At 46.3% G+C, this 20,000-nt stretch carries 19 protein-coding genes; 9 read left to right on the top strand and 10 right to left on the bottom strand.

Annotated elements, in window-relative coordinates:
• Positions 1–27 precede the first annotated feature (27 nt).
• Positions 28–1,122, top strand: coding sequence for a Nif3-like dinuclear metal center hexameric protein (locus OGH69_RS15955; protein ID WP_265175489.1), 1,095 nt, complete (start codon positions 28–30; stop codon positions 1,120–1,122).
• Here OGH69_RS15955 and OGH69_RS15960 read toward each other — a convergent pair whose 3' ends face one another.
• Complete coding sequence (locus tag OGH69_RS15960; RefSeq protein WP_372339343.1) at positions 1,123–1,662, bottom strand: DUF6584 family protein; 540 nt, start codon at positions 1,660–1,662, stop codon at positions 1,123–1,125.
• Positions 1,663–1,856: 194 nt separating this feature from the next.
• Here OGH69_RS15960 and OGH69_RS15965 point away from each other — a divergent pair, with 194 nt between their 5' ends.
• Positions 1,857–2,636, top strand: coding sequence for a zinc ribbon domain-containing protein (locus OGH69_RS15965; RefSeq protein ID WP_265175491.1), 780 nt, complete (start codon positions 1,857–1,859; stop codon positions 2,634–2,636).
• A gap of 39 nt (positions 2,637–2,675) precedes the next feature.
• Positions 2,676–3,524, top strand: a complete 849-nt coding sequence (locus tag OGH69_RS15970; RefSeq protein ID WP_265175492.1) for an alpha/beta fold hydrolase — start codon at positions 2,676–2,678, stop codon at positions 3,522–3,524.
• Positions 3,525–3,529: 5 nt separating this feature from the next.
• Here the strand turns inward: OGH69_RS15970 and OGH69_RS15975 are convergent, their stop codons facing one another.
• Positions 3,530–5,185, bottom strand: a complete 1,656-nt coding sequence (locus OGH69_RS15975; RefSeq protein ID WP_265175493.1) for a S8 family peptidase — start codon at positions 5,183–5,185, stop codon at positions 3,530–3,532.
• A gap of 90 nt (positions 5,186–5,275) precedes the next feature.
• On the opposite strand from OGH69_RS15975, the gene rluF reads away from it, so the two are divergent.
• A complete protein-coding gene (gene rluF / locus OGH69_RS15980) occupies positions 5,276–6,151 on the top strand; it encodes a 23S rRNA pseudouridine(2604) synthase RluF (RefSeq protein ID WP_265175494.1) in 876 nt (291 codons plus the stop codon).
• Here rluF and OGH69_RS15985 read toward each other — a convergent pair whose 3' ends face one another.
• Positions 6,152–7,135, bottom strand: coding sequence for an SMP-30/gluconolactonase/LRE family protein (locus OGH69_RS15985; protein ID WP_265175495.1), 984 nt, complete (start codon positions 7,133–7,135; stop codon positions 6,152–6,154). It lies immediately after the preceding gene.
• Between the two features lie 100 nt (positions 7,136–7,235).
• Here OGH69_RS15985 and OGH69_RS15990 point away from each other — a divergent pair, with 100 nt between their 5' ends.
• From OGH69_RS15990 to OGH69_RS16000, 3 genes are all read left to right on the top strand, one after another.
• Positions 7,236–8,132 (top strand): helix-turn-helix domain-containing protein, encoded by an 897-nt coding sequence (locus OGH69_RS15990; protein WP_265175496.1) that lies wholly within the window; start codon positions 7,236–7,238, stop codon positions 8,130–8,132.
• Between the two features lie 80 nt (positions 8,133–8,212).
• On the top strand, positions 8,213–9,055 hold the full coding sequence (locus tag OGH69_RS15995) for an SDR family NAD(P)-dependent oxidoreductase (RefSeq protein WP_265175497.1): 843 nt from the start codon (positions 8,213–8,215) through the stop codon (positions 9,053–9,055).
• Positions 9,056–9,251: 196 nt separating this feature from the next.
• Positions 9,252–10,088: an oxidoreductase gene (locus tag OGH69_RS16000; RefSeq protein WP_265175498.1), complete on the top strand. Its 837-nt coding sequence runs from the start codon at positions 9,252–9,254 to the stop codon at positions 10,086–10,088.
• Positions 10,089–10,345: 257 nt separating this feature from the next.
• Here OGH69_RS16000 and OGH69_RS16005 read toward each other — a convergent pair whose 3' ends face one another.
• The 4 genes from OGH69_RS16005 to OGH69_RS16020 form a co-directional block, all read right to left on the bottom strand.
• A complete protein-coding gene (locus tag OGH69_RS16005) occupies positions 10,346–11,590 on the bottom strand; it encodes an aspartyl protease family protein (protein ID WP_265175499.1) in 1,245 nt (414 codons plus the stop codon).
• A 282-nt stretch (positions 11,591–11,872) separates the two neighbouring features.
• Positions 11,873–12,757, bottom strand: coding sequence for a bifunctional 5,10-methylenetetrahydrofolate dehydrogenase/5,10-methenyltetrahydrofolate cyclohydrolase (locus OGH69_RS16010; protein ID WP_265175500.1), 885 nt, complete (start codon positions 12,755–12,757; stop codon positions 11,873–11,875).
• Between the two features lie 259 nt (positions 12,758–13,016).
• The gene (gene ffh / locus OGH69_RS16015) at positions 13,017–14,357 is read right to left on the bottom strand and encodes a signal recognition particle protein (RefSeq protein ID WP_265175501.1); all 1,341 of its coding nucleotides are present in this window, start codon (positions 14,355–14,357) and stop codon (positions 13,017–13,019) included.
• Positions 14,358–14,683: 326 nt separating this feature from the next.
• Positions 14,684–15,757, bottom strand: a complete 1,074-nt coding sequence (locus OGH69_RS16020; RefSeq protein ID WP_265175502.1) for a LamG domain-containing protein — start codon at positions 15,755–15,757, stop codon at positions 14,684–14,686.
• A 274-nt stretch (positions 15,758–16,031) separates the two neighbouring features.
• Between OGH69_RS16020 and OGH69_RS16025 the strand changes: the two genes are divergently transcribed.
• Complete coding sequence (locus tag OGH69_RS16025) at positions 16,032–16,283, top strand: hypothetical protein (protein ID WP_265175503.1); 252 nt, start codon at positions 16,032–16,034, stop codon at positions 16,281–16,283.
• Positions 16,284–16,356: 73 nt separating this feature from the next.
• On the opposite strand, the gene OGH69_RS16030 is transcribed toward OGH69_RS16025, so the two are convergent.
• The 3 genes from OGH69_RS16030 to xerA all read right to left on the bottom strand — a co-directional run bounded on the left by OGH69_RS16030 (position 16,357) and on the right by xerA (position 19,236).
• The gene (locus tag OGH69_RS16030; RefSeq protein ID WP_265175504.1) at positions 16,357–16,752 is read right to left on the bottom strand and encodes a response regulator; all 396 of its coding nucleotides are present in this window, start codon (positions 16,750–16,752) and stop codon (positions 16,357–16,359) included.
• The gene (locus OGH69_RS16035; RefSeq protein WP_265175505.1) at positions 16,739–18,256 is read right to left on the bottom strand and encodes a PAS domain-containing sensor histidine kinase; all 1,518 of its coding nucleotides are present in this window, start codon (positions 18,254–18,256) and stop codon (positions 16,739–16,741) included. Before OGH69_RS16035 ends, OGH69_RS16030 begins: the two co-directional genes overlap by 14 nt.
• 80 nt (positions 18,257–18,336) lie before the next feature.
• Positions 18,337–19,236, bottom strand: coding sequence for a site-specific tyrosine recombinase/integron integrase (gene xerA, locus OGH69_RS16040; RefSeq protein WP_265175506.1), 900 nt, complete (start codon positions 19,234–19,236; stop codon positions 18,337–18,339).
• 90 nt (positions 19,237–19,326) lie between these two features.
• Here xerA and OGH69_RS16045 point away from each other — a divergent pair, with 90 nt between their 5' ends.
• Positions 19,327–19,944 carry a porin family protein gene (locus OGH69_RS16045; RefSeq protein WP_265175507.1) on the top strand — a complete coding sequence of 206 codons (618 nt, stop codon included), beginning with the start codon at positions 19,327–19,329 and terminating at the stop codon, positions 19,942–19,944.
• Positions 19,945–20,000: the final 56 nt, after the last annotated feature.

The following is a 20,000-nucleotide window of genomic DNA, read 5'->3' on the forward strand; positions in this document are numbered from 1 at the left end:
AACTTTGAAGCAAGAACAGAAAAGGCAATGAAGATTAAAGACATTATCGCGATACTTGAAGCAATGGCCCCCACGGCCTATGCAGAGGATTTTGACAACGTAGGGCTGCTGACCGGCAATGACGGCGCCACGGCAACCGGCATAATGGTATGCCACGATGCGCTTGAAAGCGTTATTGATGAAGCCATCAGTAAAAACTGCAATTTTGTGGTGTGCTTCCACCCTATTTTATTTTCGGGGCTTAAAAAGATTACCGGCAAAAATTATGTAGAGCGTGCCGTCATCAAAGCGATAAAAAATGACATTACCCTGTATGCCGTGCATACTGCCCTGGACAACCACAAGCAGGGCGTGAACAAAATATTCTGCGATGCCCTTGGCCTTAAAGAGACCCGTATACTTATCCCTAAAGAAGGCTTCATCCGCAAGCTTGTGACCTATACCATCCCCGAAAATGCAGAAACCCTCCGGAACGCACTATTTGATGCAGGCGCAGGGAACATAGGCAATTATGAATATTGCAGCTTTACCAGCATGGGCAAGGGATCTTACCAGGGGAATGCCGACAGCAACCCCGAAGTGGGCGCGCCGGGTGAATTTGTAGAAACACAGGAAATAAAGATCGAAGTCACTTTTGAAAAGCATCTTGAAGGAAAAATACTCAAAGCGCTCTTCAGCAGCCATGTATACGAAGAAGCTGCCTACGAGGTCTATACGCTGGACAACCGCCACCAGAACATCGGCCTGGGCATGACCGGAGAACTTGCCAACCCGATGGAAGAAGGCGCATTCCTCCAGTTTGTGAGGGACACCATGAAGGCAAGGGGGATCCGCCATAGCGCCTATACCGGCAGGATGATAAAAAAAGTAGCCGTGCTGGGCGGTTCGGGCAGTTTTGCCATAAAGAACGCAATAGCTTCGGGGGCGGATGCCTTCCTGACCGCGGACCTGAAGTACCACCAGTTTTATGAAGCCGAAGGCAAGCTGCTGCTGGCCGACATAGGGCATTTTGAGAGCGAGAGGTTTACATCGGATTACATGGCAGGATTCTTATCGGAAAGGGTGCGCGAAATACCTGTAATACTGTCGGGTGTAAATACCAACCCGGTGTATTACCTTTAACTACCATTCAGTAATTATCCGCTTAACCTGTTTTAGTCCAAAAATAAAGATACTGCTGAATAATATTCCAAGTAGTATCACGAACAGGCATCCAATATTCTTTATCATCCTGTCTTTAAAGCTTTCAGGCGGAACATGTCGAATGACATTATTTTTCCTGGCGTTTTCCCTTGTCTGATCTTCTATCGCACGCTTCCGCACCTCCAATGCTTCAAGCTTCTCTCTTGCATAAACAGGGAGAGCCGTTGTATCACCCCTGAAATTAATGTCCTTCAGGATTTGCTGCGGGGAGTTATTTACAGATTCCTCATATAATGCAACGCATTCCTTTACATGGCCGATCACAGGATCGTCTAACATCCAGAAGAGGCCCGCGGCATCCAGGAAACCGGCATCATAATATAGCTGACCGAGATCAGTGCGCCATTGTATTTCGTGCGGATAGCTGTTAATAAGGCTACGAAGGCGCATAGCAGCCTTCATCTTCATTCCCCTTTTATTATCGTATTGAACTTTTCCAAGCGCATTATGATATCCCATTTTTATTTCCTCCTGATTATACGTGTAAATATATAAATACTTTTCGGCTGGCAGTATAGGAAACTATGGCCTCACAGTGCGCGAATGAAATATAAAATCTTTTCGAACTTGCCTGAGTTACGAAAAAAATCCCTAATTTTGCAATCATTTTATTTATCGGAAGGAAATATAAATCAAGTTAAGTACTTATACATATGGCGAATACCAAGGAATTGAGTGTTGAAGAGAAATTAAGGGCACTTTATGATCTGCAATTGATCGACTCCAGAATTGACGAAATCAGGAACGTAAGGGGCGAACTGCCTCTTGAGGTGGAAGACCTGGAGGATGAAGTTGCCGGATTGGGCACAAGGCTTGAAAAACTTAAATCCGACCTTGAATCCATCGAAGACCAGATCAGGGAAAAAAAGAACGCCATTGACGATCACAAGGCTGCCATCAAAAAGTATACAGAGCAGCAAAAAAATGTTCGCAATAACCGCGAATTCAACTCCCTGAGCAAGGAGGTAGAATTCCAGGAACTTGAAATACAGCTTGCAGAGAAGCAGATCAGGGAAATGAAAGCTTCTATCGAGCACAAAAAAGAAATCATCGAGCAGTCTGCTGAAAAGCTTGAATCCAAGACATCGCACCTGGGCCACAAAAAATCGGAGCTTGACGCCATCATGGCTGAAACCGAAAAGGAAGAAAACTTCCTTATGGAAAAATCAGCCGAGTATCAGGGCATGATCGAGGAAAGGCTTCTCAACGCCTATAAAAGGATCAGGACCAGCGTAAGGAACGGCCTTGCCGTAGTATCTATCGAGAGGGGCGCATCTGCAGGCTCTTTCTTTACGATACCTCCGCAAACGCAGATGGAGATTGCCGCCCGCAAAAAGATCATCACCGATGAGCACAGCGGAAGGATCCTTGTAGACAGTGCGCTGGCTGACGAGGAGAAAGAGAAAATGGAGCAATTGTTTGCTAAAATATAATACCAAGCCCTCCGCAACCGGGGGGCTTTTTTAATCGCCATGCAGAAAGCCCTTACCTTCGTCATCACCAAGCTTTTGGGACTCTACATTAATGCCCTTGGATATATTGCGCCAAAAAAGGCTACCGCCCTTGCCTATAAGTATTTTAGCGAGCCCAGGGGCGGCAGGCTGCTAAAAGAAGAGCTGCCCGCCATACTGACGGAAGCAGCGGCCGAAATGGTGACGCACGGCGAATTTGTTTTCCAGATGTACACCTGGAAAGGCAACGAAAATACGATACTGCTGGTACACGGATGGGAGAGCAACGCCTCACGGTGGGAAAACCTCATAGCCCACCTTAAGCGTTCCGGCAGCACTGTGATTGCGTTGGATGCACCGGCACACGGGCTGTCATCGGGTACGGAGTTTACCATTCCGCGCTATGCTGAATTCATAGACATACTGGTGCGGAAATACAGTCCGAAAAGCCTTGTAGGCCACTCTATAGGCGGTGCTACCATATTGTATTACCAATCCCACTATCCTAACGACATTATTGAAAAAATGATCGTGCTGGGCGCACCCTGCGACTTTAATACCGTACTGACCAACTATGCAGGGATACTGAGCCTTAACAGCAATGTGTTCCTGATGCTCAAAAAGCATTTCCTTGATCATTTCAGGATCAATACCGACAATTTTTGCGGCGACCTTTTTGCGTCAAAAATAAAGGTAAAAGGCCTCCTTGCACATGATGAGGACGATACCGTGGTTTCGATTAAGGAAGGCCGGAAAATAGCCAAAGCGTGGCCCGAAGCCGAATTTATTGTTACAGCCGGGCTGGGCCACAGCATGCACGATGAGCAGCTGTACAGCCGCATCTACAGCTTTCTCTTTGACGAAAAATAATATTGTTATTTTTTGATGACCCTTTTGGTCAGCGATATGTCACCATCGGAAACTTTTACAAAGTACACGCCTCCCGACAGCCCGCTAAAATCAATCTCCCGGCCTGCGGCACTAACATCCACAGCATTGACCAATTGCCCAAGCGAGTTATACACTTCGGCTTTCACGCTGCCGGCAAAGCCTTCTGCATTCACGGTAAGCCTGTCCTGCACCGGATTCGGGTAAACCGAAAAAGAAGCCTTTTCATGGGTTGGTGCCCCCAGCATGTTGGCTATTTCGGCAATGGCGGCTTCCATATTAGGCAGGGGCCCGATATGTGTACCCTGTGATGCAGCACCTTGCGGCGTTCCCGTTGCAATCAAAAGCTCCCTCATTTCCTGGCAGGTAAGGTATTCGCCGGTAAGGCCGTGATAGTATGACAGCAATACCGCTACGCATGAAGCTACAATAGGGGTAGCCGAACTGGTACCGGAAAAATTGGTATAGCCCTGGTTGAAGTCGCCGCCTATCTGAACTGCATTTCCATAGCCGGTCGTATAAACACCCTGTCCCCACCCATGTACATTTACCCTTGAGCCGTAAGTACTGAAATCAAGGCGGTTGTGCTGCGAATTATTAGCCCCGGCACCCACTATGATCGCCCCGCTGTCTCCCCTGTCCATATACGATTGGTAAGCAGGGTCGTCAAGGTCTTCCGCACCGTTGCCGGCAGCGGCGACTACAATTATTCCGGCATTGGTTGCTGCCTTGGTAAGGTCCCAGATTATATTATCATATTCTGCAGGGCAGTAGTCGCCGAGCGCCCCGGTCATTTGCAGTTCATAAACGATGATATCGCCCTCATCAGAATTATTGACTGCCCCAATGACCGCCTGCAGCCTGTTATAGCCCGAAACCGGATATTCGGTATGCAGCACCATCTGGTTCATTCCGTGTGCCATTCCCGAAACGCCGTAGGTTCCCTTATCGGCAAACATCACCCCAAAAACAGCGGTGCCGTGCTCTGCAAAATCAACAGTAACCTCTGAAGATATGGCAACCGCGTGGCTGACATTTTTCTCATTCAGGTCTTCGTGATCGAGATTGACACCATACTCCACATCCCTCACATTAATGCCCTGCCCGTTAAGCCCCATAGCCCATGCATCGGTCATATGCACGCCGTAGTCGGTAAGGTAAAGCTGCTGGTTTTCATACGATGGCGTTATGGGAGCAATGTCATAAGGAGGCTTCACCGGCTCGGCCGACATAAGGCTGCAATACTCGACCCCATTCATTTTTTCAAGTTTCCTTCCAAGTTCCATTAACCTTTCGTTGGTAGGGTTGGCAATCGAAAGCTCAAAAATATTGTCCAGCTTTGTCACCGATTCACCGCTGCCTGTATTTTTTATGGCAAGGGATTCCAGGCGCTCCATAGCCGCCCCGGAAAACGTAATGGCTTTAGTTGAAGATATTGAATATTCATCGACAAGTTTTTCAAAACCCGGCACCACAGCGGCAATGGCATTGTTGTAGCTGTCACCGTTCGCGGGAGCCATAATTGAAACATACAGCCTGTGGAGACTGCTTCCCTTTTCGAGTGTCAGATTGCTTTTCCTGTTTTGTGCAAAAGCCCCTGCAAACGTCAGGGCAAATATGAGTAAGGTAATTTTCAGTTTCATTGGCTGCGTCTAATAGTTAACATTATATCAAACAAAGATACACGAATAGAGGTATGGTTGCGCTTCATTAAAATATTTTACTTTTGCAGTATGGAAGAAGAATTGAAGCGGCTCAACAAATTCATATCGGAAACCGGCTACTGCTCCCGCAGGGAAGCCGACAAGCTCATTGAGGAAGGGCGGGTGACCATCAATGGCATTGTGCCTGAAATGGGGACTAAAGTAAGCGCTGACGACGAGGTGCGCGTAGACGGCAAACTGGTGCGCGAAAAGACCGGAAAGCACGTTTACCTTGCCTTCAACAAGCCCACAGGCATTGAGTGCACCACCAACCAGGAGGTGCGCAACAACATTGTAGACTACATCAATTACCCTAAACGAATTTTTCCTATCGGCAGGCTTGATAAGGCCAGTGAGGGGCTGATTTTCATGACGGACGACGGCGATATCGTAAACAAGATTCTCCGCGCCCGCAACAACCACGAAAAAGAATATGTGGTAACCGTAGACAAGCCGATTACCGACCGCTTCATACAGCGCATGGGCAACGGCATCCCTATACTTGATACCGTGACCCGCAAATGCCGGGTGGAGCAGATCAGCAAGTACATCTTCCGCATTGTGCTTACACAGGGCCTCAACCGCCAGATACGCCGCATGTGCGAATACCTGGGCTACGAGGTTACGGCGCTCAAGCGCATCCGCATCATCAACATATCGCTGGATGTGCCCGTAGGCCGTTACCGCGAACTCACCCCGGCCGAAATAAATGACCTCAACAAGCTCATCGAGCCATCAAGCAAAACAGAAGAGGCGAGCTTACCTAAAAACACCCTATCCCAAAAATCGCAAGACAGCACCGGAAAGCCAAAGGACACGAGGAACAATCCGAGGAATTTTGGGCAAAAGCCGAATGACAGGCCGGGCAACAGCCAAAGCAGGAGGCCCCGCCGCGAAGGCAGGTAATTACTTACCCAGCTTCACCCGGCACAGGTAGTGGTTGGCGGTAATGTACAGGTAGCCATCGGCACCAAAGTTGCAATTGGCCGTGGGTACCCCGGTTTCGATCTTTCCCAATAATTTGCCTTTCGGCGAAATCACCACGATGCCATTGGCCGCCGCAGCATAGAGGTTCCCCGCAGCGTCGGTTTTAATGCCGTCGGCGGCGCCTTTGCTAACTTCCTTATGTTCCCTGAAATCGAAAAAGATACGGCCTTTTCCGGCCACGCCATGCTTATCCAGTTCGTAGGCCATGATATACGGATTTTTGCCGCTGCTGTGGCTCACATACAAAAGTGTTTCATCCGGCGACAGCGCCACACCGTTCGGGCGCTCCGGATTGCCCAGTATTTGGGTTACCTTGCCGTTAGCATCGACACTGTATACGCCTTCTGCGTCAATTTCCCTGTTAGCGGTATCGTTCTCCCTGCCCGGCAGGCCGTATATCGGGTCGGAAAAATAATAGGTGCCGTTGCTGTGGCGGCAGATGTCGTTGGGCGAATTGAAGCGCCTGCCCTGCCAGTTATCGGCTATGGTCACCTTGCCCCCGCCCGCAAGCCTCATTTTGGAAATGCGCCGGTCGCCATGCTCACAGGCCACCAGCTCGCCCTGCGGATTGACAAGAAGCCCGTTGGAGCCCGGCTCATCGCTGTATGCCCCCAGGCCGGTATATCCCGATGGCTTCAGGAAGACCTGCAATCCTCCTTTTTCATCCCACCTGAAAATGGTATTTTGAGGCGCGTCGGAGAATAAAAGATAGCCGCCGTCTTTTACCCAAACCGGGCCTTCTGCCCATTTGATGCCGGTTGCCAGCACTTCTATTCTGGCACCTGACGAAACGATCGCAGCGAATGAAGTGTCGTCGTAGCTTATAATTTTACCAAGCGTTGGGTAGCTTTGCTGTGCATTCATAACTATGGGTAGTAAAAGGATCAGTAAAAATCTTGACATCGGAAAACCTGTTTAGGACTGCAATTTACCTTTTTTAGGGTAATTGACGGAGCAAGTTACATTTTGCTTAACTTTGCTTGAATTTCGTAATCACCGTGCCATGAAACATGAATCGCTTGAAGACTTTTACCAGATAAAAAACCTGCCGGCACCCGAAGGGCTGCATAATGGCGTAGGGCATTTCAATGTGTTTCGCATCGAGGATTGCATGATGCCGGGCAAGGACATACAGTATGCCCGCAGGGACTATTACAAAGTCAGCCTGATCCACGGCAATAACCGCTACCACTATGCCGACAAGAGTATCGAGATCGATGGCACTACACTGATTTTCTTTAACCCGCAGGTGCCGTATACCTGGGAATCGATAAGCGGTGAGGTTACCGGCTATTTCTGCATATTCACCTCCTCATTCTTCAGCGAGGGCGTGCGCAACAACCTGAGTGAACTGCCGATGTTTGTGCCCGGAGCCAAGCCTTCTTATATATTGACAAAAGAACAGGTAGCCAATGTTACCGGCATATTTGAAAAGATGCTGGACGAGATTGGTACCGATTATGCCTTTAAATATGACCTGCTGCGCAGCTACCTCAACGAGGTACTGCACGTAGCGCTAAAGACCGAACCTGCCGAAAACCTGTATGACCATCCTAATGCCAACTCACGCATTACCGCGGTTTTCAACGAGTTGCTGGAAAGGCAGTTTCCCATCGAAACGCCCGTACAGCGCTTTGCCATGCGGTCAGCAAGCGACTTTGCCAACAACCTGGCCGTACACGTAAACCACCTGAACCGCGCCGTGAAGTCGACCACCGGGAAAACAACCACCCAACTCATCACCGAAAGGGTGCTGGCCGAAGCCAAAGCCCTCCTGAAACATACCGACTGGAATATTTCGGAGATAAGCAACAGCCTTGGGTTTGAAGAGGCGGCACATTTCAACAACTTTTTCAGGAAGCAGACCGCCACAACCCCATCAAATTACAGGAATGTTTGATTTTTGCAATTAAGCGTTTGCTCAGGGCAATAATCCGCCCGTAGCCCTGCCCTACCTTTGCCATAAATAAAATAACATTTATGGAAAGTAAGCAAAACAAAAAAACATGGTTCGTTACCGGGGCCTCCAAAGGACTTGGGCTGGCGCTGGTAAAGCAGCTACTGGAGCTTGGGCAGAACGTAGCGGCAACATCCAGGAATCCTGAGGCGCTGACGGCTGCCGTTGGCAATGCCCATGAAAACCTTCTGGCTTTGCATGCCGACCTGGCCGATGACACCTCTGTAAAACAGGCCATCACCTCAGCCATCGGGAAATTCGGCTCCCTTGATGTAGCCGTAAACAATGCCGGCTATGGCATAGGCGGCAGCCTGGAAGAACTCTCTGACGAAGAGTTGAGGCAAAGTTTCGACATCAATGTATTCGGCACCATCAACGTAATCCGCAACGTCCTGCCCCACATGAGGGAACAAAAAAGCGGGCACATCATCAACATCTCCTCGATTGCAGGGTTTGCCGCCACTACAGGATGGGCAGCCTATGCCGCTACAAAATTTGCAGTGACCGGCCTTACCGAAGTGCTTGCCGAAGACGTACGTGAATTTGGCATTACTGCAACGGTAGTACTGCCGGGCGGATTCCGCACCAGCTTCCTGGATAAAGATTCTATTGTCATCGCCGAAAAGCGCATTGATGACTACACAGCCATGCGCGAAGCACAGCAAAGGCTGCTGCAGCTTGACGGCAAGCAGGGCGGCGACCCGGAAAAGGCCGCGACGCTGATGATCCGGACTGCCTTTGAAGAACACCCGCCTTTGCGACTCATCCTCGGCAGCGATGCCTACAAGCGTGCGACCACCAAAGTGGAAACACTGGCAAAAGAGCTGGAAGCAGGTAAGGAAACAACAATTTCAACAGACTTTTAAAAATTTCATTTACCACATAGAAGCATAGGTTTTATAGTTCTTTATAAATAAAATGGAAATAGTGAGCCATAGTGAAGCGAAGCTTCCTGCTCTGTGCTGCTATATTGAGCTTTAATAATCGACATTTAAGGCCTATGTATCTATGTGGTTAAATGTTTTCTCACATTTAAAACAAATCTTTAATTACAACAACATCATGAGTACAAAAACATGGTTTATTACCGGGGCCTCAAAAGGCTTCGGACTGGAATTCGTACAACAACTTTTGGCGAAAGGCCACAACGTAGCGGCTACCTCGCGCAAACTATCCGACCTGGAGAAAGCGGCAGGCAGTCATGAGAATTTCCTCCCGTTGGAAATGGACATCACCAATGAAGAAAGTGTTGCTAAGGCCATTAATGCCACCCTTGCAAAATTCGGAAGCCTTGACACGGTGGTGAACAATGCCGGCTACGGGCTGATCGGCGCGGTGGAAGAACTTAGCGACGCTGAGGCAAGGAAGAACTTTGAGGTGAATGTATTCGGTTCGCTGAACGTGATCCGCCAGGCCATGCCGCATTTGCGCGCACAAAAAAGCGGCCACATCATCAACATCTCGTCTATTGGCGGTTATGTAGGCGCTTTCCCCGGATTTGGGATTTACTGCGCTACCAAGTTTGCCGTAAACGGGTTTACCGAGGCGCTGGCCGTGGAGGCAAAACCATTCGGTATCGACGTAACGGTGGTAATGCCGGGGTATTTTAGGACCAACTTCCTGGAGTCAGATTCCATTGTGGTGCCGCAAAACCAGATCGACTCCTACCAGTCGACGCGCGATTCACAAAGGATACACCAACAGGAGATCAACGGCAACCAGCCGGGCGACCCGGTAAAAGGCGTGGCTGCCATCATTGAAGCCTCCGAAGCACAAAACCCGCCGCTATACCTGTTCCTGGGCAGCGACTCGGTAGCGATGGGTGAAGCGAAAAGCGACACCATCAAACAGGAGATCGGGGCATGGAGGGAATTGAGTACTGGTACGGATTTTAATTAATACCTTACACTCAATTTTACCACTAACTTGTCCCGCTATAGCGGAGGTACATAGGACTTTGATGGCGGTTATTAAAGTTCAATATAGCAGCACAGAGCATGAAGCTTCGCTTCACTATGCGGGTCTATACCTACTTCTACCATCATACACCTATGTCCCTCCCGCTATAGCGGGACAAGTTATGTGATTAAAAATATTGCCGTTGGCAAACTCATTGCAACAAAAATCCCGGTTCAGCTTTTTGAACCAGGATTTTTTTATGGGTTAAACAAATCCGTTTTCTCCAACACAAACTGCTTTTCTTCCCCATTCTCACCCTGTACCACCATTGGTACTTTTATGTCAGCATCCGCATTTCGCAGCAAATCAACAATAGCGCACCATTGCTCCTGCTGCATATTTTTGGAAGGTATGCCGTTTATCGAAATGATGGCATCGCCGGGTTCTACCCCATTTCGTGCTGCCACGCTGTTTTCCCATACCATGCCTACGTGCAGGGCATCCCCGATATAAAGTGGCGATATGCCGAGGGTTTTAAAATATTTGTCCTCTTTTATATCCTTTGCGCCCAGGTAGAGTTTCTTTTTATGCCAGTCCAGTATAACGGTACCGTACTTTTCAAACAGCTCATTGCCTATAAGGTACGAATCTCCTGCGGCAACACTTACAAACTGGTTCTTCAGCAGGTGGCCGCCCAAGCCTATGGTATCAAGGATGGCTGCATATTCGTAGTCTATTTTGCTGTCAAACAACGTCATGGAACTTTTGCCCCTGCCCCGAACCATCTTTATATCCTTGCTTTTCCGGGTGTCAAAGAAAAGGCTGTCGCGTATTTTGAACCCGCCGTTATAGCCGGTATCCATGGTGGAGTGAAAACTGTACCTGCCGATGACCTGCTCTATCAGGGGGCTGCCGGAAAAATTTTCGGTAAACCCGATCTCGGTTACTTCACCCTCCGGCCTGATCCTTTTATCGGAAAATGTTATTGTCTTCGCTTTGTAGTCGATCTTCCAATGGCAGGTGCGCATGATGTTGGTACCAAATATCCCATCGAGCTTCATGCAGAACAGCTTCTCAAACTTTTTCATGTCAATCGCCGTCCCTACAACATCTTTAAATACTACCGGCCCCAGCTGCAAGTCCCCAATACCGTAAAACCTCATCACTTCCACCTGCCCGGAACCGTCGGCCATGTTGTTGCTGAAAATGGTGTTCATGCCCAGCTCATCCTTCAGGTCAGACGACACAATGGTAGCCGCGCCCGTATCGAACATAAAACTGTAGGTTTTGCCCTTAATGACCACCGGCACGATGATCTGCCCCAGGTGGTAGTCAAACGGCAGGGTATGCGTAAAGTCCTTTTGGACGGGACGGGCCGCGAAGAGGTATTTGTCCCGGTTTTTAAACGACTCCTTCCGGGCCTGCTTTTCGGCTTTGGTCTGCGAAATTCCGGTGGCGGGCAAAAACAATAAAATAGCGAGCAGGGTAAAAAATGTATTCATTGATTGGGGTTTATTTTGTGAATATAGCCAAAATAAATTTTAACAAAAATCAGGCCAGTCACCTCGATTTTGCTTTTGTTAATTTGTGCACCGAATTTTAAAAAACAAGCCCAAAGAGTAAGCAACTCTTCGGGCTTTTATCATTTTTTGGTTCAAATCGGGAAGTGAGGACTTTTTATCCTCCGCGGTATACCCCAAAATCATCCTGTAGATGCTCAAAAATACCACGCGCGGGGACTTAAAATCACCTGTTTATCCCCTAAAAACCCCTATTTTGTGCATTTATTTTCGCAATCTCCTCTGCTCCCTTGCCAGCAAAGTATTTTTCAGGAGCATAGCAATGGTCATCGGGCCCACCCCACCCGGCACAGGCGTGATGAACGATGCCTTTTTGCTAACATTCTCAAAATCAACATCGCCGGTTATGCGATAGCCTTTTTCATTGGTTTCGTCCGGAACGCGGGTAATGCCCACATCAACGATAACTACGTCATCCTTAACCATTTCGGCTTTCAGGTAGTTGGGAACACCCAATGCGGTGATGATGATATCGGCCTGGGTGGTGATCTGGTTGATATTCTTGGTATGGCTGTGGGTAAGGGTTACCGTACTGTTGCCCGGGAAGCCCTTGCGCCCCATAAGGATGCTCATGGGCCTGCCCACGATATGGCTGCGGCCAATAACCACAGTGTGTTTACCTGCGGTATCTACGTTATAGCGTTCCAAAAGCTCCAGTATACCGAAGGGCGTGGCCGGGATGAAGGTACTCATGTCCAGCGCCATCTTGCCAAAGTTCTCAGGGTGGAAGCCATCCACGTCCTTGCTTGGGTCTATGGCCATTAGCACTTTCTGGTCGTCGATCTGCTTGGGAAGCGGAAGCTGAACAATGAACCCGTCGATGTTGTCGTCCTGGTTGAGTTCCTCTATCTTCTTCAGCAATTCCAGCTCTGAAATGGTGCTCGGCAATTTGATGAGTGTCGATTCGAAGCCTACGCGCTCGCAGGCTTTCACCTTGCTGCCTACATAGGTAAGGCTGGCGCCGTCGTTACCCACAATTACCGCTGCAAGGTGTGGCACTTTTTCACCGCGCTCCTTCATTTTGCTGACAACTTCAGCAATTTCGTTCTTAATGTCGTCCGATGTCTTTTTTCCGTCGAGTATCTGCATTGTGTTGTTTATGTTTAGAATAGATGTTTCGTTATTTACCATTTATTTTTTTACCACATAGGCACATAGCATCAGCATAATGATTTATAGAAGCTCCGGTTAAGCCACACACAGTTTGAAGCTTCGCTTCAACTATGTGGTAATATGCCACCTTGTACTACCTGCCGCCACAACTATATAACCTATGTATCTATGTGGTTAAAAGAAGAATGTGGCTTATGATTAAATAAAAAAAGACGCGTCGCCGCGTCTTGTATCCTTAAGGCCTCATGCCTTTCATTCCTCCCATCATGCGCATGAGGTTTTTTCCGCCTCCGCCCTGCATCATCTTCATCATTTTGCTCATTTGGTCGAACTGCTTGAGCAACTGGTTTACCTGCTGCAGCGATGTTCCGGAACCTTTCGATATCCTGTTTTTCCTTTTGGCATCAAGGATTGCAGGCTTGCTGCGCTCCTGTGGCGTCATCGAATGGATGATTGCCTCGATGTGCTTAAAGGCATCATCTTCAATCTCCACATCCTTCAGCGCTTTGCCGGCACCCGGTATCATGCCTACAAGGTCTTTCATGTTACCCATTTTCTTTACCTGCTGTATCTGTGCAAGGAAATCGTCAAAGCCAAACTCGTTCTTGGCGATCTTCTTCTGAAGCTTGCGTGCCTCTTCCTCATCGTACTGCTCCTGCGCCCTTTCCACAAGCGACACCACGTCGCCCATGCCCAGGATACGGTCGGCCATACGGTTCGGATAGAATACGTCGATTGCTTCCATCTTCTCTCCGGTACCGATGAATTTTATCGGCTTGTTGACTACCGACTTGATCGAGATGGCCGCACCACCGCGGGTATCACCATCAAGCTTGGTAAGGATCACACCGTCAAAATCAAGCCTGTCATTGAAGGCCTTTGCGGTATTCACGGCATCCTGGCCTGTCATGGCATCTACAACGAAAAGCGTCTCCTGCGGCTGGATTGCTTTGTGCACATTGGCAATCTCGTTCATCATCTCCTCGTCCACAGCCAAACGGCCGGCCGTATCGACGATCACCACATTGAAACCATTTGCCTTAGCGTGCTTTATTGCGTTTTGGGCTATCTCCACAGGGTTGCGGTTGCCTTCCTCGCTGTAAACTTCCACGCCCACCTGGCCACCCACCACATGTAGCTGGTTGATTGCCGCCGGGCGGTATATGTCACACGCTACCAAAAGCGGCTTTTTGTTCTTTTTTGTTTTCAGGAAGTTGGCAAGCTTACCTGAGAAGGTAGTTTTACCTGAACCCTGGAGACCTGACATCAATATCACCGACGGGTTGCCCGAAAGGTTGATGCCCGCCGCGTCGCCGCCCATAAGCTCGGTAAGCTCATCTTTTACAAGCTTCACCATCAGCTGGCCCGGCTGGAGTGTGGTCAATACGTTCTCGCCCATGGCCTTGTCTTTTACCTTTGTGGTAAAATCCTTGGCTATCTTAAAGTTAACGTCGGCATCAAGAAGCGCACGGCGCACTTCCTTTAGCGTATCGGCAACGTTTACTTCGGTTATCTTTCCGTGGCCTTTAAGTATATGGAGGGCCTTATCGAGTTTTTCGCTTAAATTATCGAACATAAAATCCTGTGATTTTCTTTATAGAGGTGCAAATTTAAGGATTTGATTTTGAAGTTAAAGGCAATACCAAAAAAAAAGCCCCTTACCCGGGGCTTTAAACATAAACTTAAATGTAATCTGAAGAAACCGGAACTACTAAATCCGATTTATTATAAAACATTTTTATAAGGATTAACCCTACCCAAAAAACCTAACTTTAACACATTTTATTATTGTTGTGTTATAAATAATTAAAAGAGTGCTATAAACCAGCTTTTTATAAAAAAATGAAACCGGCTTTGGGAAAGAGCCGGTTTCGGAAACTTGAATATTTAAAAAAAACACAACTATTCTAAACATGTACTGCAATCGCCCTCCAACTCGAAGAGCATTTGCACTTCCTGGGAGGTAAGCACCTTTTTATACACCCTCAAATCGTCCATCATTCCGATGAAACCCTGTCCTATGTAATAGTCTTCCGCAATAGTGCCTATGGAACCTGTACTGATCACGGTTTCACGTAATAGCCCATCACGGTACAGCCTCAGGGTGTTATCGACATCCAGCGTAATAACCACGTGGTGCCAGTTTTGCGTATCCTGCCACAAGTCCTGATCCTGGTTCCAACTGCTGTCCCACACTTGAGATTCAGACATCCCGAACATAGGGGTATTCACATCATAGGCGGAAAGGTAAAAGCCTTCCCCGTCTGTATTTCCTTTTCTGAAAAGGTACTCCAGGTTGCCCGCATCTGTATTCTGCATCTTAAACCAAAGGCTTATACTGAACCGGTCGCCTTCCACAAGGGCATTCGCCGTAGCCGATGTTACGTGCAGGTACTGCTCCCCGTTGAACGAAACAGCACAGTTGGCATTGCCGTTCCTATCAGTTACACCTTCCAGCTCGTATGGAGCCGAAACACTATTGCCTTTCAGGTCGAAAACCATTCCGTTGACAAAAGTCATGTACAGCATAAGATCAGCTGTAAGGACGCCGGGGTTGTCGCAAGTATTGGTATCACAGGCAGCAAATGCAGCATTAATTGCGAGCTCCAATTGCTGGTTATTGTTGAGTGCAACAGTTTGGCCGTCAACGATGATGGTTACCGGATAATTTACCGAATAATATTCATTCGCATCTAACGCCTGCAATAAAGCATTGAGTTCGGCATCACTGTTAATCACATAGGCCTGCTCCACCTGAAAACTGCTGTTATAGCCGTACACAGTTACAGGGTAAGCCAACGAAATACATTCGTCGGTAACAGGATCCTGAGCAATGGAAATCAACAATTCAGTAAGCGCGGAACTGCTGTTTAGCGTACCGGAATTATCTTCTGTTACCGAATCGTCCTGACAGGAAAACAGCAGGAAAACAGGCAGAAGATAAAGCACTCCTGAAAAATATTTTGCAAACACCATAGTAAAGCTTTTGAGTTAAACAGTTTATTTATGAAAAACCCTACCTGTTCTAAAAAACTAAGATCATTACAACCATTTTCTAAGATAGTAATGTATATGCACAAATTTTGATTCAAATATTACGCAAAAGTTAACATTTCAATATTTAACACTCAAAAACTCAGTAAATTAGAAAAAATTATAGCCAATCAAAATTTAAAAATAACAGACGATTATTTTTTTTATTTAAAAATAACTTATAGATTTGCCCCGATAGTTTTAAACCCCCAAAATTATGAAAAGCAGTTTACTGAAATTGTACATCTTTGCATTCTTATTTGTTGGAGACTTTGTAATGTTTGCCGAGGAACCTGGAGCCGAATGTGAAGACGAAAATGGCAACCCAATCGAGGGATGCCTTGAAGACGGAAGTAGTGATCCAGTAGCCCCAATCAATACCAAATTGATATGGCTTGCGCTAATAGGTATTTCATTTGTTGTATACTACTTCAACAGAGGGCAGGAAGACAAGAAGTCCCTGCAATAATCTGAACATACATATAAAAAAGAACCTCTTTTTACAAGAGGTTCTTTTCGTTTCCTTTATATGAAAAAATTATTTAGCCAATGAAGATCTTCTCGATGTCTTCTTTGCATATCGGCTTCAGGAAATAGTCCTTAACGGTAGCATTGAATTCTTTAGCCTTATTGATGTCTACCTCATTATTAGACGAGCTTATCATATAAATCACCGGCTTCCGTGAAATACCATTACCCAGCTTTGCAAATTCTTCCAAAAACTGCCAGCCATCCATTATAGGCATATTTACATCCAGGAGGATAAGGTCGGGAAGATTTTTGATGTTATCTCCCTGACTTATATAATCTATCGCTTCCTGCCCATTGACAAAGAAAGTACTCTCAATATCAATTCCATTTTGCTTTAAAAGGCTTTTCAATAGAAAATGGTAGATTTTATCATCATCGATAACATAAAGGCTGTTAACTTTCTTCATCAAAATAAATTTTAAATGTTGTCCCTTTATTCATTTCACTGGACACCTCAATTTTGCCTCCCATTGCTTCCACCTGATTCTTGGTGATGAACAATCCTATTCCGCGGGAGTTTTGATGTTTATGGAATGTTTTATACATTCCAAACAATGAATTTTTATGTTTTTTAAGGTCAATTCCCAATCCATTATCAGTAACTGAAAGTATTTTAATCCCGTCAACAATCTCAAAATCGTAAGATATTAAAGGGCTCCGGTCCGGGCTTGAGTACTTAATTGCATTTGTTGTAAAGTTAAGCAATATACTTTCAAGATAAGCAGGATTATAATTTACAGTTACATCCAAAGGTATGTTAATTTCTATATTTATGCCATACTTTGTAATTTCATTATGCAGTATGGTTAAAATATGCTTAAGGTAATGTCTCAAATTAAGGTCTTCCCTTACGATTTTAATTTCATTCTGTATTTCGACCAACTGCTTGAGATGGCCTATTGTGATCGACAAACCATCAGATATTCCCTCAAGATGCTGTAACAGCACTTCTTTTTCCTCATCCGCGGCATTTTTAAAAATATCCAGCAGCATTTTGAGGTTTCCGGCATGTGAGCGAAGGTTATGCGATACAATATGCGCAAAATTACTTAGCCTGTTATTTTGATCCCCGATTATGTCAATGGTATTCCCAAGCTCAACCTCCTTCTCTTTAAGCTGGGTAATATCTTTCAGCGTTCCTATTGCCCTCAAAGGCCTGGACTTCTTATCAAAAATAGCACGTCCTCTGCTCAGCACCCAGCGGTACTTGCCCTGATCGGTCATGATCCTGTATATGTGCTCAAACGACCCCGATTTGTTGTCAAGATAGGCATCCCTCATGTTTTTGTAGCTTTTCAGGTCATCAGGGTGTATTCTGGAAAGCCAGAAAGTATTGGGATGATAGGCTTCTTTCTCCTCAGCGCCCATAATCTTCATGAGTTGCGGAGAGTAATAAACCATGTTTGTAACCATATCCCAATCCCAGAGCCCTTCCGAAGCGGCCTTCAGGGCATATTCGTAACGCTGCTCGGAATGAGCGATTTTGCTTTCCTGGTCTTTTTGTGTGGTAATGTCTGTCACTCTTCCGTAAAAGCTTACAGTACCTTCAGGATCAGTTTCGGGCTTGGCAGAAACCCGTATCCACCTCAGGCCTTTTTGTGGAAGCTGAACCCGGAATTCATGATCCCAAAGGGTTAGTTTACGTCGGGCTGTTTTAGCCGATTTTATAAAACTCTTAATATCTTCCTTTACAATCCGGTCAGTAAAAAAGAAATTGGTATTGTGCTTGAATTCATCAACCGTCATTTCATATATTTCATTAACGGTTTCACTAGCATACACGATACTATAGTTGTCCCCACCCATCCATACCATCTTGAAAATGAGATCCGGAACCAGGTTCAACAGCTTTTTATAAAATGCATCCAGACTCTCACCATCACGAACATCCGGTATATCGAAAAATTTCATGCTCAATTCTTTATCACAAAAATACATTTAGTTTTTTATTAATCCCGAATATTCGAAAAAATCTCAATAAAGATACACTCCTATTTCCTTGGATGATAAGACGTTAAAACTGAACTCAAAAACTTCCTGTCAAGATGCATATAAATTTCAGTAGTAGTGATGGATTCATGTCCAAGCATAAGCTGTATCGACCTGAGGTCAGCTCCGTTCTCTAACAGGTGCGTCGCAAAAGAATGCCGGAAGGTATGCGGGCTTATAGTTTTGTTGAGGCTTATCTTTTCTGCGAGCCTCTTAATAATCGTAAATACCATGGCTCTTGTAAGCCCCTTACCGCGCCTGTTAAGGAAAAGGGTATCCTCATGCCCTTTTTGGGGAGCAACATTTATGCGGGAATAATTTTTGTAAAGCACAATATGCTTTTTCGTCGACTCCCCTATCGGGACAAAACGCTGCTTGTTGCCCTTGCCGGTAATTTTTATAAAACCCTCCTCAAAAAAAAGATCCGATATCTTTAAGCCTACCAGTTCCGACACCCTTAAACCGCAACTGTACAACGTTTCCAGCATGGCTTTGTCGCGCTCTCCCCTGCCGTCTGCTGTAAACTCAATCGCTTCAATCAGGCTGTCGATTTCCTTAACAGAAAGCGTATCGGGCAGCTTTCTTCCGATTTTGGGTACCTCAATAAGTTCCATCGGGGTATTTTTCCGGTAATCTTCAAAAACAAGATAGTTAAAAAAACCCTTAAGCCCTGAAATTAGCCGTGACCGGGAGCGCGGGTTTAAGCTTCCTGAAACATGATAAATAAATTGCTGGATCAGCTCTTCATCTACATCAATGGGGGAAACCGATATTGAATTTTCCTCAATAAATGCGGCTAACCGCTGAATATCGAAGGCATAGCTGACGATGGTATTTGCAGACAGCCCACGTTCAATCCGAAGATAGGATTTGTATTCATTTATGGATTTTGTCCAGTTCATCAGCGGTTAAAGTTGTGTGAATTAAGAATTATTTGAGAGTGCCACAATTTTAATGATAATACTTTTGAACTACAAAACTAATTCTTATAAATGATGAAACTATTTAAAGTATTTACAGCAGGAGCTGCATTGTTCGGTGCTGTAGCAGTATCAAGCGCGCAGGAAGATGCGAGCAACATGGATTCGATGTCACCAAGCTTTGGTGTAAAAGGAGGGGTTAACTTTGCTACTGTAACAGGTAACGATGTAGATTCGCCCGACTCCAGGACCAGCTTTCATGTTGGTGTAGTTGCAGAATTCCCGCTTGCAGACATTTTTTCCATCCAGGCAGAAGCGCTTTATTCAGGACAGGGATTCCAATTTGATTTTGACGGCCCTGACGGCGACAAAGCAGAGTTCCAGCTGGATTACATCAATGTACCTGTGCTTGCAAAAGTGTATGTGGTAAAAGGGCTTAGCATTGAAGCAGGGCCACAGTTCAGCTTCCTTGTAAACGAAGAAGTTGACCTAAACCCTAACTCTGATGATGGTGACTTCGATCTTGACGAAGCAGAAACTTTCGAATTTGGCATTGCTGCCGGCCTTACATTCCAAACTGAGATGGGGCTGTTTGCTACAGGCAGGTATAATGTTGGCCTGACTGAGATCTACCAGGATGTAGACGCTAAAAACTCAGTATTCCAACTGGGCATCGGCTATAAATTTTAATGATCCGATTTCGGGTTAAAAAAGAGCCTTCCGGGATTCCGGAAGGCTCTTTTGCT

Source organism: Flavobacterium sp. MFBS3-15, assembly GCF_026107645.2.
Classification (GTDB): domain Bacteria; phylum Bacteroidota; class Bacteroidia; order Flavobacteriales; family Flavobacteriaceae; genus Flavobacterium.